The sequence below is a fragment of the Pseudomonas sp. SJZ077 genome (genome assembly GCF_007993905.1).
Classification (GTDB): Bacteria; Pseudomonadota; Gammaproteobacteria; order Pseudomonadales; family Pseudomonadaceae; genus Aquipseudomonas; species Aquipseudomonas mandelii.
Genome location: NZ_VIUJ01000012.1, coordinates 174,728 through 190,109 on the forward strand (window position 1 = coordinate 174,728; position 15,382 = coordinate 190,109).

11 protein-coding genes are annotated in these 15,382 nt (G+C 57.2%); 9 read left to right on the plus strand and 2 right to left on the minus strand.

Annotated elements, in window-relative coordinates:
- Positions 1-101 precede the first annotated feature (101 nt).
- Both gudD and FBY01_RS19065 read right to left on the minus strand, forming a co-directional pair.
- Complete coding sequence (gudD, locus tag FBY01_RS19060; protein ID WP_010458646.1) at positions 102-1,445, minus strand: glucarate dehydratase; 1,344 nt, start codon at positions 1,443-1,445, stop codon at positions 102-104.
- A 24-nt stretch (positions 1,446-1,469) separates the two neighbouring features.
- Positions 1,470-2,816 carry an MFS transporter gene (locus FBY01_RS19065; protein ID WP_145309011.1) on the minus strand — a complete coding sequence of 449 codons (1,347 nt, stop codon included), beginning with the start codon at positions 2,814-2,816 and terminating at the stop codon, positions 1,470-1,472.
- A gap of 281 nt (positions 2,817-3,097) precedes the next feature.
- Between FBY01_RS19065 and FBY01_RS19070 the strand changes: the two genes are divergently transcribed.
- From FBY01_RS19070 to FBY01_RS19110, 9 genes are all read left to right on the plus strand, one after another.
- The gene (locus tag FBY01_RS19070; RefSeq protein WP_010458651.1) at positions 3,098-3,811 is read left to right on the plus strand and encodes a FadR/GntR family transcriptional regulator; all 714 of its coding nucleotides are present in this window, start codon (positions 3,098-3,100) and stop codon (positions 3,809-3,811) included.
- Positions 3,812-3,903: 92 nt separating this feature from the next.
- The gene (locus tag FBY01_RS19075) at positions 3,904-4,134 is read left to right on the plus strand and encodes a hypothetical protein (RefSeq protein ID WP_010458652.1); all 231 of its coding nucleotides are present in this window, start codon (positions 3,904-3,906) and stop codon (positions 4,132-4,134) included.
- Between the two features lie 185 nt (positions 4,135-4,319).
- Positions 4,320-4,550, plus strand: coding sequence for an Arc family DNA-binding protein (locus FBY01_RS19080; RefSeq protein WP_145309013.1), 231 nt, complete (start codon positions 4,320-4,322; stop codon positions 4,548-4,550).
- Between the two features lie 385 nt (positions 4,551-4,935).
- Complete coding sequence (locus FBY01_RS19085; RefSeq protein WP_256664427.1) at positions 4,936-6,009, plus strand: EAL domain-containing protein; 1,074 nt, start codon at positions 4,936-4,938, stop codon at positions 6,007-6,009.
- A 128-nt stretch (positions 6,010-6,137) separates the two neighbouring features.
- On the plus strand, positions 6,138-6,764 hold the full coding sequence (locus FBY01_RS19090) for a response regulator transcription factor (protein ID WP_145309015.1): 627 nt from the start codon (positions 6,138-6,140) through the stop codon (positions 6,762-6,764).
- Between the two features lie 6 nt (positions 6,765-6,770).
- Positions 6,771-9,566, plus strand: a complete 2,796-nt coding sequence (locus tag FBY01_RS19095) for an ATP-binding protein (protein WP_256664428.1) — start codon at positions 6,771-6,773, stop codon at positions 9,564-9,566.
- A gap of 204 nt (positions 9,567-9,770) precedes the next feature.
- Positions 9,771-10,883 (plus strand): EAL domain-containing protein, encoded by a 1,113-nt coding sequence (locus FBY01_RS19100; RefSeq protein ID WP_256664429.1) that lies wholly within the window; start codon positions 9,771-9,773, stop codon positions 10,881-10,883.
- Positions 10,884-11,102: 219 nt separating this feature from the next.
- Positions 11,103-11,729, plus strand: a complete 627-nt coding sequence (locus tag FBY01_RS19105; RefSeq protein ID WP_145309021.1) for a response regulator transcription factor — start codon at positions 11,103-11,105, stop codon at positions 11,727-11,729.
- Complete coding sequence (locus FBY01_RS19110) at positions 11,730-15,380, plus strand: transporter substrate-binding domain-containing protein (protein ID WP_145309023.1); 3,651 nt, start codon at positions 11,730-11,732, stop codon at positions 15,378-15,380. It begins immediately after the preceding gene.
- The last annotated feature ends 2 nt before the right edge of the window (positions 15,381-15,382 follow it).

The following is a 15,382-nucleotide window of genomic DNA, read 5'->3' on the forward strand; positions in this document are numbered from 1 at the left end:
CTGCTCGCGATGGCGGTGTAACAGTCAACGATGAGGTTGAATGTTATGGCCTCATCGCGAGCAGGCTCGCTCCCACAGGGGATTCTTGGTGCTGCGAGGGTTTAGCGCACCAGGCACGGCCGCTTGTTATCGAACTTCCACCCCGGAATCAGAAATTGCATCGCCACGCTGTCATCCCGGGCGCCCAGTCCCATGCCTTTGTACAACTCATGAGCCTTGGCCAGTTGATCCAGATCCAGCTCAACCCCTAACCCGGGCTTCTTCGGCACCTGCACGCACCCCCCGACGATTTGCAGCGCAGCCTTGGTCAGGCGCTGACCGTCCTGCCAGATCCAGTGGGTGTCGATGGCCGTGATTTCACCCGGCGCAGCCGCGGCGACATGGGTGAACATGGCCAGGGAAATGTCGAAGTGATTATTGGAGTGCGAACCCCAGGTCAGGCCCCATTCGTGGCACATCTGCGCCACGCGAACCGAACCCTGCATCGTCCAGAAATGCGGGTCGGCCAGCGGAATATCCACCGATTGCAACTGGATGGCGTGGCCCATTTCCCGCCAGTCGGTGGCGATCATGTTGGTCGCGGTTTTCAGGCCTGTGGCACGGCGGAACTCAGCCATGACTTCTCGACCCGAATACCCGTTTTCCGCACCGCACGGGTCTTCGGCATAAGCGAGTACGTGATGCTGGTCGCGGCACAGTCGAATGGCTTCCTTGAGTGACCACGCACCATTCGGGTCGAGGGTAATGCGCGCATCGGGAAAGCGTTCGGCCAACGCGGTGACGGCTTCGATTTCCGCGTCGCCGCTGAGCACGCCACCCTTGAGTTTGAAGTCCTTGAAGCCGTAACGGGCGTGTGCGGCCTCGGCCAGGCGCACCACGGCATCGGCGGTCATGGCTTTGTCGTGGCGCACGCGAAACCAGTCATTGTCGGCTTCCGGTTCGCTGCGATAGGGCAGGTCGGTTTCATTGCGGTCACCGACATAAAACAGATAACCGAGCATCTTCACTTCGTCACGTTGCTGGCCTTCACCGAGCAGGGCCGCAACCGGCACGTCCAGATGCTGGCCGAGCAAGTCGAGGAGGGCGGCTTCCAGGCCCGTGACCGCGTGGATGGTGATGCGCAGGTCAAACGTCTGCAATCCGCGACCGCCAGCATCACGGTCAGCAAAGGTCTGGCGCACCTGATTGAGGATCTTCTGATACGTGCCGATCGGACTGCCGACCACCAGCGAACGTGCATCTTCCAGCGTCTGGCGAATGCGCTCGCCCCCCGGCACTTCGCCGACCCCGGTGTGCCCGGCGTTGTCCTTGAGAATCACGATATTGCGGGTGAAAAACGGGCCGTGGGCGCCGCTCAGATTGAGCAACATGCCGTCATGACCGGCCACCGGCACCACTTGCATGCTGGTGATGATCGGGGCTTTGGCGGTGTCTTGTGGGTTCATTGTCTTGTCCTTCAACACAGAGATTCAGGCGTGATTGGGCGCTGGTTTGCCCAAGGCAACGGCGGGTGCGGTTTTCGGTGTGTTGCGCGCGGCGAAGACGATGATCGCGGCGATGATCGATGTCGCGGCCAGGCCATACAGCCCGCCCTGAATCGACCCGGTATGTTCTTCCAGCAGACCGAACGTGGTCGGTGCCACGAAGCCGCCAAGGTTGCCCACCGAGTTGATCAGCGCGATGACGCCCGCCGCGATTCGCGCATCCAGATAAGCCTGAGGAATCGGCCAGAACAGCGACGAGGCCGACTTGAAGCCCAGCGCCGCGAAGCAGATCGCCACGAAGGCAAAGATCGGCCCGCCCGTGGTGGACATGAACATTCCGGCAGCCGCGATCAGCAGGGCAGCGGCGACCCAGGCCTGCTGGTGTTTCCATTTCGCCGACAGCGAAGCGAAGGCGTACATGCCGACGATCGACAGCAACCACGGGATCGAGTTGAAGAGCCCGACCTGAATGTCGCTGAGGTCGCCCATCTTTTTGATGATGCTCGGCAGCCAGAAGGTCGCGGCATAAATGGTCAATTGGATGAAGAAGTAGATCAGGCAGAACAGGATGATCTGGCGATCTTTGAGCAACGTGCCCAACGACGGCTTGATCGGTGTCGCTGCTTCCCGGGCCAGTTGTTCGTCATCGATGGCTTTGACCAGCGCATCTTGCTCGGTGCGGGTCAGCCATTTGGCGTCGTGGGGTTTGGAGTCCAGCCAGAACCACACAAATACGCACAGCCCGACTGAAAACATCCCCTCGATGAAATACATCCACTGCCAGCCATGCATCCCGAATCCGCTGATCTGCAACAGCAAACCGGACAGCGGGCCGGAGATCAGCGAGGCAATGGCCGAGCCGCTGAGGAAAATGGCAATCGCTTTGCCACGCTCGACGCCAGGCAACCAGCGCGTGAAGTAATAGATCACCCCGGGAAAGAACCCGGCTTCAGCCACGCCCAGCAGGAACCGCAGGATGTAGAAGTGGGTTTCGTTCTGGATGAAGGCCATGCCGGCGGCGACCAGGCCCCAGGTCAGCATGATGCGGGTCAGCCAGATGCGGGCGCCGACTTTTTGCAGAAGCATGTTGGAAGGGACTTCGAACAGCGCATAGCCGATGAAGAACAGGCCGGCGCCGAGGCCGTAGGCGGCAGCTCCGATGCCCAGGTCCTGCTCCATGTGGGCGCGGACGAAGCCGATGTTCACGCGGTCTATGTAATTGACGATGAACATGATGACGAAGAGCGGCAGGACATGGCGTTTCACTTTCGAGATGGCGGACTTCAGGACCGAATCGGCGCCCTCGTGCATCCCGGATATGGAGGTATTCACTTGGTTTTCTCCCACTGATTATTTTTATGCGGGGTGTGGCTGGATGTTGCTGTGTTGATAGACATCATACAACTACATTTTTTTGTCCTGCAAGCAGTCTGACCTAATAAAATGGCGTTTATTTTCGCTGTGCTCACTTTTTTGCTGATGGGTGGCGCCTTAAATAACGGTCTTTTTTAGCCGATTGTTGAGTGTTGTCATACAAGTTGGTCGTGGTTTTCTTGGGATTCCAGCTGAGCGCAGTGCTACGATTCCGTTAGCCCTGCTTCCGGATGATCGCCATGCAAGAAGACCTCGACGCGCCTGCCCGCAAGCGCACCCACAACCTGGCCCATGACCTGGTGGCCAAACTGAGCCAGAGCATCTTGCTCGGGCAGATGTTGCCGGGAGACAAGCTGCCGTCGGAGAACACGATTGTTCAGGAGCACGGGGTCAGCCGCACCGTGGTGCGTGAGGCGATCTCGAAGTTGCAGGCCTCAGGCCTGGTGGAAACCCGTCACGGCATCGGCACCTTCGTGCTGGAGCGCGCACCGGAGCAGGGGCTGCGATTGAATGTCGATACCGCGCTGGGAGTGCGCAGCATTCTGGAGTTGCGCATGGGCCTGGAAACCCAGGCTGCCGCGCTGGCGGCGAGCCGTCGCACCGATCAGCAGTTGATGCAGATGCGCGAAGCGCTCGACGACTATCAGAGCCTGCTCGCCAACAACGACAGCTGCGTCGAGGCCGACAAGCGCTTCCACCTGCTGATCGCCGAAGCCACTGGCAATGTGTGCTTCACCGAAATCATGCAGCACCTGGGCAGCGCCATGATTCCCCGGACCCGAGTCAATGCCGCCGAACGTGGCGCGGCGGATTTGAGTAAGTTGGGGCAATTGGCGAACCTCGAGCACGAGGCAATTCTCAACGCGATCAAACGCCAGGATCCGGACGCTGCGCGGGCCGCCATGTGGCTGCACCTGACCAACAGCCGCGACCGGTTTTCGGCCGGTGCCTGACAACCGTTTGTCCAGTTGATAGCACGCTATTCCCGCACCCGCTTCCAACCAGTACGGCCCGGATTTTCTGGACCTCATCAGTGAGGTGCGTCATGGCAAACGACTCAATGCTCCAGGGTGGAACACCCAATACCGACCCCACCAGACCCATGCCCGGCACTGACGAGCCGACGCTGGATGACGATGCTCCGCCTGGCAGGGACCCTTCACTGGACCCGGCGGCCGCAGACGCCGATCGACCCGAAGACTGGAAGGATCCGGCTGCTGACGAGGACGTACCGCCGGCGGATGAGCCAACCCCTTTATCCGATGACAGGCGATAAAAAGAACCCGGCTGAGATGACGGGTTTTTTATCGAACCTTCAGCGATGGCCGGGCAGGCTGGCCGCGATGACGGTGGGGCGCCACCTGTAGGAAATTTCTCGATCATGAGCGAGAAGCGTCCTACATAACAGGCAAGCGAGAGGGCGCCAGACTGTCTGACTCTTTTGGCTATCTGGATTCGGTAATGGCGACATTTGTACTTCGGCTACCTGACGGTTTACGTCAAAAAATAAAACGCGCTGCCAAGGCCAACAGGCGAAGTTTGAACGGCGAAATTATCGCTCGAATGGAACGTGCATTAGCGGATATATCCATGAGTGAACTCGATGATGAAATTAGATTCTTGTTGATTCGTGAAGTATTGGCATTGGAACACTCGACTGTCATTGCAGACGCCAGAACGGAATCGGACTGATTGCTCAGCTTTTTGCTAATCCACTGCTGTCGAAGTGTAAAAAGAACCTCGTCTTTTAGTCTGATCCGTTGTAACAGATTGCCCGCAGTGGATCCAAAAACGGCCGTCGATGTTTTCGGCAGGCGCTGGAAAATCAAAGTCGTTCTAAATAGACTAACGGCCCTGCTAGGAAATTTCCTACAAGGCAGAAGGATGAATCCTTCGTCTGGAGCAGTAGGACGTTGCCACAATTCTGTCTTCAGTTTTGGTAGAGCAACTAGTGAAGATGGACTCACTTAGCGTTCTTGTTTTAGAAGATAAATCGATTCAGCGCGGTGTTTTGGTCAACGCTTTAAAACACTTGGGAGTCATCGATATCTTGCAAGCGGATAGTACCGAACGGGCTATGACGAAGATCAATCGACCCGGGGGCGTGGACATTGTGCTCTGCGACCTGCGCAACACGGCCCTCAACTGCCTCGGTTTTTTGCACACGGTCGGCCAGAACGGCATGGTTCGCGCTGTTGCGCTGAGTAGCGAGGTACGGCCGGAAATGCGTCGTGCCGTCGGGCAGATGACCTGTTTCTCGAAGTTGCAGTTGCTCGGGGAGTTGAGCCAGCCCATGCAACCCGGTTCATTGCAGGGCGTGTTGCATCGCTACAGGCACCGCCGCCATTCGTCTGCCGTTGATTCGTCACCGCTGCACAAGCTGCCCAGTGAAGAAGACGTCCGTCAGGGGCTGGCGTCGGGGGATTTCAAAGCCTGGTTCCAGCCCAAGTTCGAGATGACCAGTGGCACGGTGGTGGGGGTTGAGGCGCTGGCGCGTTGGGAACATCCTGTCAGGGGGTTGCTGCTGCCCAAAGACTTCCTGGCCGCTGTGCTGGCTTATGACCTCATTGATGAGATGTTCAAACAAATGCTGGCGCAAGGGATAAGTCTGTTACTTGCCCTGCGCGATCGAGGCCTTGGTTTGCAATTCGGATTCAATCTTCACGCTTCGCAGCTGACCCGTAATGACCTGACCGACCATATTCTTGGTCGCTTGAAGTGCCACAATTTTCCGGGATCGACCTTGTTGTTCGAAGTGGCTGAGAACGGCCTGCTTGGCGCCCCCCGGATTGCCCAGGACAACCTGCTGCGCCTGCGGGCAATGGGGTGCGGTCTTTCAATCGATGGATTCGGCTTGGGATTTTCCTCGCTGAAGCTGCTCTGTCAGTCACCTTTCAACCAATTGAAGCTCGCCGGGCAACTCGTTCAGGACATTTCTGACTCGCGAACCCGGTCAATGATTACCAGTGCGCTGGCGCTCTCGCGGTCACTGAACATGAGCCTGGTCATCGAGGGGGTCAGCAGCCAGGTCATTCGAGATGGCGTGGTCGAGATCGGCTGCTCATTGGGTCAGGGGTTTCATTTGGCGCCCCCGATGGATTCGGGCCGGCTCATGCAATGGCTGCAGAATCGAGAAATGCGAAACGAATAATAACGGTCGTCGACTGGCGAGTGATGTAGAGGTGAGTGCTTCTTTGTACGGTGACATGTTCCGTTATCTTGTGATGCATGACCTTTCCGTCATCGGTTTTGTCCGGTGCGTATTACAGTGAGGTTCAAATGCATAAAGCGTTGGTTGTGGACGATCATCCATTCATTCGGGCAACGGTGAAAATTCTGCTACAGAGAGAGGAGTTCGGGCTGATCGTCGAGGCTGATAATGGTGCGGACGCGGTGCAACTGGCTCGCGAGCATGTCCCGTCGCTGATCGTGCTGGATATCGCCATGCCGAAGCTGGACGGCCTGGAAGTCATTAGTCGGATTGTTGCGCTGAAACTTCCGTGCAAGGTGCTGATATTGACCTCGCAGTCGCCGGCATTTTATGCCATGCGCTGTATGAAGGCCGGCGCGGCTGGTTATATTTCAAAAACCGACGAATTGGGCGAGCTGAGCAAAGCGATCAAGGCGCTGATGGCGGGCTATACTTTTTTCCCCAACCTTTCAGGTAATTCCGTACGCCGAAATGATATCGATGCGACTGAGCTGGATATGATTCGGTGCTTGTCCGATCGTGAGCTCATGATTTTGCAACAACTTGCACGCGGCCTGAGTAACAAGGAAATCGGCGATGCAATGTTATTAAGCAACAAGACTATCAGTACTTATAAAACCCGTTTGATCGAAAAGCTTAATGTCAAGTCGGTGGTCTATCTGGCCGACTTTGCCAAGCGGAATAACTTGATCTGAATGAGAATGCCTCTGCGTAACTACCTGCTTGCAGTTTTTGTTCTCGGTCAGTTGGGAAGTGTGTCGTCGGCCCATGGCGGTGCGCAAACCCTCAAACTGGCCATTCACTCAAGTGATGAACGCTACATCGTTGGTTCGCAGGAATCGGACGTGCACTGGCTGCGCACCACGAGTCCACTGCAACCGGACATTTCAGCGCTGGGTCTCAGTGCGGCCGAACGACGTTGGTTGGTAAAACACCCTCGATTGAAAGTGGCCGTTTACGATAGCCTCGTCCCCGTGTCTTTCTTTGACTCTTGGGGTGTGTACCGAGGGATCAGCGCCGAAGTTCTGACTAAAATCAGTCAGCGCACCGGATTGAAGTTCGATGTGGTGCGCGGTCATTCGATGGGCGAGCTGATCAGACAGATCAAGCAGGGCGACGCCGATCTGATAGCAGCGTTCAACGCCAGCGCTGAAAAGGACGCAGAGCTGCGGGTGACCCGCGCTTACTTGACCGACCCGAATGTGCTTGTGAATCAAGTCGAGTCGGCCAGCCCGGGAGCACCGGAGGCCATGGCCAGTACCTTCGGTCTGCTGTCAGTCAAGGTAGGTTTCGCGACCGACCGCAAGGCCGTGGAGCTGTATTCGATTCTGGATAAAGCCCTGCAAAACATTCCCGCGCAAGAATTGCAGGCCTTGAGCGGGCATTGGCACAAAGACGCGGTCGTGGATGAGGGCATCTGGCTGCATGGCCGGTCTGTCGTCGTTCCGGGTTTTATTCTCTTCGGGCTGTTATTGCTGGCGGCCGTGGGCTGGATCATTTACCTGCGTCGATTGATCGTGACCCGCGAAAAGGCCGAGTTGGCGCTCAACGACCAGATGGAATTCATGCGCGCCATGATCGATGGCACGCCGCACCCGATCTATGTCCGTGACCGCGAAGGGCGGCTGGTGAGTTGCAACTCGGTCTACCTTGATGTGGTGGGGGCCAGTCTCGAGAAGATGATCGGCAAAAAAATCACCGACAGCCCGCATTTGTTTTATGCCGACACCGTGGCCATTCATAAAGAGTACCTGAGGGTAATGGATGAAGGCTCCCGGGCGATTCAGGATCGGGTCCTGAGAAGACGAACCGGGGTCGTCCATACGGTTTACCACTGGATCCTGCCCTATCGCTCAAGCGATGGCGCGGTTAAGGGCATGATAGGCGGCTGGATCGATATCAGCGAACGCCAGCGCTTGTTCGATGAATTGCAGAATGCCAAGAAAGGTGCGGATGACGCCAATCGGGCGAAAACCACCTTCCTGGCGACCATGAGCCATGAAATCCGCACTCCGATGAATGCCGTGATCGGCATGCTCGAGTTGGCGATGAAGAAGGCTGACAAAGGCATCATGGACCGTTTTGCCATCGAAGTCGCATCCGGCGCAGCGCGTGGATTGCTGGACCTGATTGGCGACATTCTCGATATTGCGCGAATTGAATCCGGACGCCTTTTCCTGGCACCGGAACGCGCGGGTTTGCGCGAGTTGGTGGAATCAGTGACCCGCATGTTCGAGGGCGTGGCGCGGCAAAAAGGGCTGCGTCTGCTGCTGGATTTCGACCCGCAGGCCAGCCGCGATGTGCTGATCGATCCGTTGCGCTTCAAACAGATTCTTTCCAATTTACTGAGCAACGCAATCAAGTTTACCGACGAGGGCAGCGTGCACTTGAGCGTGCAAGCCGCGCCAGGCAACTGTGATGAGCGCCTGGTGATTCATGTGCAGATCAAGGATTCCGGAATCGGTATTTGCGCACAGGATCAGGAGCAGCTGTTCAGTCCGTTCACTCAGGCCCGCAATAATCACCAGTCGGCGCGCGGAGGTTCGGGGCTTGGATTGTCCATCAGCCGTACCCTGTGTGAAATGATGAAAGGGCAGTTGCACCTCAGCAGTGCGCCAGGCGAAGGCACGCAGATTGATATCTCGCTCGATCTGCTCGTTTTGCAACCCTTGCCCGTTGCCACGGTGTCTGTGACCGAACTGAATGCTCAGGAGTGGGTGCTAAACATTCTGGTGATCGACGATTATCCGGCCAACCGTTTGTTGCTGTCCCAGCAATTGACCTACCTCGGTCATGGGGTCAGTGACGCCGAAGACGGAGCCCATGGCTTGCGTGCCTGGCGCAACGGTAACTTCGATGTGGTGATTACCGATTGCAACATGCCGGTGATGAACGGCTATGAACTGACGCGGGCGATTCGCGATCTGGAAAAATCGTCTGACGCCAAGCCTTGCCTGATCCTGGGATTCACCGCCAACGCCCAGCCTGAGGAAAAGGACCGTTGCCTGGCAGAAGGGATGGACGATTGCCTGTTCAAACCCATCAGCCTTGCGGACTTGAGTTCTCGACTGGCCTCGATACAACCCTGCACCGAGCCATTATCGCGTGGCGGGATGCTTTTCGAGACAGGCAGCGCCATCGATCTGAGCAGCTTGCAGCAACTGACCTGCGGAGATCCCTGCGCCATCGACCATTTGCTTGGCGATCTGGCCGTGAGTAACGAAGAGGATATGTTGCGTCTGATCAGGCTGTTTGGCGAGCATGACTTGCCAGGGCTTTCCGATCTGGCGCACAGGGTCAAGGGTGGAGCGCGAATCATCAAGGCATACGGCCTGATCGTCTGTTGCGAGCAGTTGGAAGCGGTCTGCATGGGGGGTGAGTCTGCATTGTTGACGGAAGCGGTCGATGCCTTGCAGCAAACCATGGAGCAATTGGCACAAACGCTCGAGTTGCACAGGTGTGCTGATGTTCAGCCGCCGACTGTGGTTGCAGAGTGATTGTCGGAAAAATCCTACGTACAGGCAGAAATTTCCTAAAGATCCGCCTAGGCCAAGTCCCGACAATGAGTTCACATCTTCGATTGTGAGCCCCTGCCAATGCCCATGCGTCCGATACGTATCCTCGTTCTTGGTGCCCCCCACTTTCAGCGATTGATCTCGGGCAAAATGCGTTCGCAGCCAGATTGCCAGGAGATATTCGAAGTGGCTGATTGGGTACAGGCCCTGGCGATTGTCGAGCAGGTGGGGCCGGTGGATATCACGCTGTGCGACCTGCGTTTCGAGGGGGTGAATAACCTGGAGCTGCTGCAGAGTGTCGGCCGATCGGGCCTGATGGGGGCGATCATCATCTGCAGTCCACTGCCGGCAGAAGTGCTTCGGGCGGTGAGACAGATCGTTTCGCCATTGGGGATGGTCCTGCTGGGTGACTTCAATGAATATTCACCCATGCGTCCATTGCAGGCATTGCTTGAAAAACACAAGAGCAAATCTTTCGACATACCCGTCTCGCCGCCAGTGACAGCATTGATCCATGAAGAAGACGTGCGTCAGGCATTTGTCCAGCGACAATTGCAGACTTGGTTCCAACCCAAGTTCGATCTGCTGACGGGTGAGGTTTGCAGCATCGAAACCCTGGCGCGCTGGCGTCATCCTTTCAAAGGCGTCCTGCCGCCCTCTGTGTTCATTCCGGTCATCGAGCAGTGTGGTTTGCTCGATGAACTGCTTTTCATGCAACTGGAACAAGGCCTGAACCTCCAGCGCCAGGCACTTGAACAGGGCGTTTCGCTGAATGTCGCCTTCAATCTGCAAGTCTCGCAACTCGCCAATGCCCATCTCATACCCAGGATCCGTAAGGTCCTGGATATTCATGGTTTGCCCGGTTCAGGGCTGACGTTTGAACTGACTGAAACGGGACTGCTCGAAGTACCGCCCGCCAGTCTGGAACGATTGACGTGCCTTCGGATGATGGGCTGCGGCCTGTCGATCGATGATTTTGGCGCGGGGTTTTCGTCGCTGCAGCGGCTGTGTCAGTTGCCTTTCAACGAAATCAAACTCGATGCCGGGTTCGTTCGGGGCGTGCTGCACGAACCGCGTTGCCGCGCCGTTATCAGCAGCACCCTGGCGCTGGGCGATGCGTTAGGCATGGCGGTGGTAGTGGAAGGAATAGAAACCGAGGAACAACGACGAGCGTTGCTGGAACTGGGGTGTACGCAAGGGCAAGGCTATTGGTGTGCAAGGCCGATGCCGGGCGCGGATTTGTTGCATTGGCTAGACCTCCAGCAAACGGCTTGCGGCGGTTTCTCGACCCTTATCTGATCGATCTTTTGCGTGAACGCCCAGCGGTTCAGCCCCTGATTGCATAACCCCCAATTACCCACTTGAAAACAACGATCGCTAAATCTGGACGCTTTCGATAAGCCGGCCCTGTCTTTGAGTGCTGGGAACCACACTTGCGGGTAATCTGTACCATAATCTTTGTATGCATGACTCTTTGAGTCGCCGGTATTTTCCGGTTTGTCTTGCTGAGAGGTTTTTATGCATAAAGCGTTGGTGGTCGACGATCATCCGTTCATCCGGGCGGCTGTAAAAGTGCTGCTTGAACGTGAGCAATTCGAAGTCATTTTCGAGGCCGACAATGGCGTCGACGCCGTGCAAATGGCGCGTCAACATACCCCGGCACTTATTCTGCTGGATATCGCCATGCCTGGCCTGGACGGACTGGAAGTCATCAGCCGGATCCGCGCACTGAAACTGTCGAGCAAGATCCTGGTATTGACCGCCCAGCCGGCGTCCTTCTATGCCATGCGCTGCATGAAGGCGGGCGCTGCCGGTTATATCTCGAAAACCGATGATTTGAGCGAACTGAGCAAAGCGATCAAGGCGCTCATGGCCAGTTACACCTACTTCCCCAACCTGGTGGGCCATTCGGTGCGGCGATGTGATGTCGATTGCACGGAGATGGAAATGATCCGCGAACTGTCCGATCGTGAACTGATTATTTTGCAGCAACTTGCCCGAGGCCTGAGCAACAAGGAAATCGGCGATGCCATGTTGTTAAGCAACAAGACCGTCAGTACGTATAAAACCCGCCTGATCGAAAAACTCAACGTTAAATCGGTGGTGTATCTGGCCGACTTTGCCAAGCGCAATAATCTGGTCTGAATGAACAGTCTTCTGCTCAACTGCCTGTTTTCCGTACTTCTACTCGGTCAGTTGGGAGGTATTTCGACAGCACAGGCCGAGGTGCAATCCCTGAATCTCTTCGGCCGTTCGAATGGCGAGAACTACGCCGTTGTCCTGGACGAGACTGACTGGCGTTGGTTGCGCAACAAGAACTCACTGAGCCTGGGCGTGTCCGCGCCGGACTATGTGCCCTTCGACATCATCACCAATGGCCAGGATTACGAGGGGATCACGGCTGATTATGCCGCGCTGTTGGCCACCCTGTTGCACATCAAGATCGAGGTGCGTCGTTACGACTCCCGCGCCGAGGTGATCCAGGCACTCAAGCGCGGTGAGCTGGACCTGGTGGGCACTGCCAACAGCTTCGATGCGGCAGATCCGGCGTTGGCGCTGTCCAGTGCCTATGCCCAGGCCCCGTCCGCGCTGGTGACCCGCCGTGGCCCTGGCCAGGTGTTGAAGCCCGACCTGGCGGACAGTCGCCTGGCCATGCTTGACCACTTTCAGCCGATGGACGCCGTCAGTGGGGCCTATCCCAAGGCGCAGCTGCAGCTTTACCCCTCGGCCCGGAACGCAATCGGTGCGGTAGCGTTTGGTCAGGCGGATGCCTACGTGGGCGATCTCATCAGCACCCACTATCTGGTTAACAAACACTTCCTCAACGACGTCCGGCTGACGACGTTGCCAGGCGTGTATGCAACGCAGTTTTCCTTTGCCGTACACCCGGGCAATCTTCGTTTGCTGCACATCGTCAATGCCGCCTTGGCGGTGATTCCCATCACCGATCGCATGACAATCCTGCGCCGTTGGAGCGCCGGTGACATGAGCATTACCGGCCTTAATCCGCTTCAGTTCAGTGCGGCTGAACAACGCTGGCTGGAAAAACATCCGCGCCTGACGGTGGCCGTCAACGATAGCTTCGCGCCCATATCGTTTTTCGATGGGCAAGGGGAGTTCCGGGGCATCGGTGCCGAGGTCCTGGCGAAGGTCAGCCAGCGTACCGGTTTGAAATTCAATGTGCTGCGCGCCAGCTCGACGGACGACATGATCAAGCTGATCAAAAAGGGAAACGCCGATCTGATAGCGGCGTTCAATCCCAGTACCGAACGAGCAAGCGAGCTGCGTCTCACCCGCCCTTATTTGACCAACCCGTTTGTTCTGGTCACTCGGGACGAGTCGGGCAGCCCCGAAAGACTGGAGGACATGGCTGGCAAAAAACTGGCACTTCGGCGCGGCAATGCGCTGCATGATTTCATCCGCCAACAATATCCGGGCATTCAGTTGATACAGACACCGGCTTCAGCCGATGCGATGGCGTTAGTGGCCAAGGGGGAGGCGGACGGTGCCATCAACGCGCTGATCAATGGGCATTACTTGATCATGCGCGACTACCGTGACCGCTTGCGCATGGCCAGTATCGTCGGCTTGTTGTCGGCGCAAATCGGCTTCGCCACCGATCGCGGGGCGTTGGAACTGTATTCGATCCTGGACAAAGCCCTGCAAAGCATTCCCCCGGAAGAACTGGATGAATTGACGAGCCGGTGGCACCACGACGTGGTGATCGATAATGTCAACTGGCGGCACAATCGCACAGCGATTATCCAGGGTTTTGTCCTGTTCGCGCTGTTGTTGCTGGTGGCCGTGGGCTGGATCATTTACTTGCGCCAGTTGATGTCCAAACACGAAAAGGCCGAGTTGGCGCTCAACGATCAAATGGAATTCATGCGCGTCCTGATCGACGGCACGCCTCACCCGATTTATGTCCGTGATCGACAGGGGCGTCTGGTGAGTTGTAACACTGCTTACCTGGACGTGGTGGGCGTCTCACGCGAGACGGTAATGGGCAAGCAGATTACCGACAGCGTACTGCTCAGTCATGCCGACGCTCAGATCTATCATGACGAATACATGCAGGTGATGGAGGAGGGTACGCGATGGATCCAGGATCGCGCCATCACCCGCAAAGACGGCTCGGTACACACGGTTTATCACTGGATGTTGCCGTATCGCACCAGCGATGGCGTGGTCACCGGCATTATTGCCGGCTGGATCGATATCAGCGAACGCCAGCTGCTGTTCGATCAATTGCAGAATGCCAAGAAAAGTGCCGATGACGCCAACCGGGCGAAAACCACCTTTCTGGCCACCATGAGCCATGAAATCCGCACGCCGCTGAACGCGGTGATCGGCATGCTCGAACTGGCGATGATGAAGGCTGATCAAGGTGTCATGGACCGGTTCGCCATCGAAGTCGCCTCTGGTGCGGCACGGGGGTTGCTGGAGCTGATCGGCGACATTCTCGATATCGCCCGCATTGAATCCGGCCGCCTGTCGCTGTCCCCGGAACGGGCCAACCTGCGTGAGCTGGTCGAATCGGTGGTGCGGATGTTCGAAGGGGCGGCACGGCAGAAAGGCCTGCGGCTGTCGCTGGATTTTGACCTCAAGGCTTGTTGCGATGTCCTGATCGATCCGCTGCGCTTCAAACAGATTCTTTCCAACCTGCTGAGCAATGCGATCAAGTTCACCGATGAAGGCGAGGTGGGTTTGAGCGTGAAGGCAGCGCCCAGCGTGTGCGGCGAGCGGCTGGCGATTCATGTACAAGTAAAGGATACCGGCATTGGTATCTCCGCCAAGGATCAAGAGCAGTTGTTCAGCCCTTTCGGTCAGGCCAGCAATCATCACCAGTCGGCGCGAGGAAGTTCGGGGTTGGGCCTGGTCATCTGCCGTACCCTGTGTGAAATGATGCAGGGGCAATTGCACCTGACCGCCGTTCTGGGCAAAGGCACGCAAATTGATATCCACCTCAACTTGCTCATCCTGGAACCCTTGCCCGCTGCCGAGTTGCCGACGGCAGAACCGGTGTCTCAGGCGGGGATGCTCAATATTCTGGTGATCGACGACTATCCGGCCAACCGGTTGCTGCTCTCCCAGCAATTGAGCTACCTCGGCCACGGCGTCAGCGACGCCGAAGACGGTGCCCATGGCCTGCGTGCCTGGCGCAACGGCCACTTCGATGTGGTGATTACCGACTGCAACATGCCCGTCATGAACGGCTATGAGCTGACGCGAGCCATTCGTGATGAGGAAAAGGCTTCGGGCACCAAGCCTTGTCTGATCCTGGGGTTTACCGCCAATGCCCAGCCGGATGAAAAAGACCGCTGCCTGGCAGAGGGCATGGACGATTGCCTCTTCAAACCGATCAGTCTTGGGGACCTGAGTGCCCGACTCGCCTCGGTCCAGCCCGGCACCGGGTCACGGCCGGCTGGCGGGAGGGTGTACGAGATTGAAGGCGACATCGACCTCAGTAGCCTGCAGCAATTGACGCATGGTGATCACAGCGCCATCGACCGTTTGCTTGGCGATCTGGCCGCCAGTAACGAAGAGGACATGTTGCGGCTGATCAAACTGTTCAGCGCCCATGACCTGTCGGGGCTTTCCAGCCTGGCCCATCGGGTCAAGGGGGGGGCACGAATCGTCAAGGCATGCAGTTTGATCCAGTGCTGCGAGCAGTTGGAGGACGCCTGTCTGGGAGCGGACTCTGCCAACTTGACCGAGGCGGTGGATGCGTTGCTGCAAGCGATGGAGCGCTTGGCGCAAACGCTCGAGCGGCGCCTGGTCGATCCGGCTCTGTAGAT

What these genes read in the sequence shown, in the direction of transcription:
- FBY01_RS19080 (WP_145309013.1), top strand. Translation starts at nt 4,320, where the DNA reads ATGGCGACATTTGTACTTCGGCTACCTGACGGTTTACGTCAAAAAATA.
- FBY01_RS19085 (WP_256664427.1), top strand. Translation starts at nt 4,936, where the DNA reads ATGACGAAGATCAATCGACCCGGGGGCGTGGACATTGTGCTCTGCGAC.
- FBY01_RS19090 (WP_145309015.1), top strand. Translation starts at nt 6,138, where the DNA reads ATGCATAAAGCGTTGGTTGTGGACGATCATCCATTCATTCGGGCAACG.
- gudD (WP_010458646.1), bottom strand. Translation starts at nt 1,445, where the DNA reads ATGAACCCACAAGACACCGCCAAAGCCCCGATCATCACCAGCATGCAA.
- FBY01_RS19095 (WP_256664428.1), top strand. Translation starts at nt 6,771, where the DNA reads ATGCCTCTGCGTAACTACCTGCTTGCAGTTTTTGTTCTCGGTCAGTTG.
- FBY01_RS19075 (WP_010458652.1), top strand. Translation starts at nt 3,904, where the DNA reads ATGGCAAACGACTCAATGCTCCAGGGTGGAACACCCAATACCGACCCC.
- FBY01_RS19110 (WP_145309023.1), top strand. Translation starts at nt 11,730, where the DNA reads ATGAACAGTCTTCTGCTCAACTGCCTGTTTTCCGTACTTCTACTCGGT.
- FBY01_RS19105 (WP_145309021.1), top strand. Translation starts at nt 11,103, where the DNA reads ATGCATAAAGCGTTGGTGGTCGACGATCATCCGTTCATCCGGGCGGCT.
- FBY01_RS19070 (WP_010458651.1), top strand. Translation starts at nt 3,098, where the DNA reads ATGCAAGAAGACCTCGACGCGCCTGCCCGCAAGCGCACCCACAACCTG.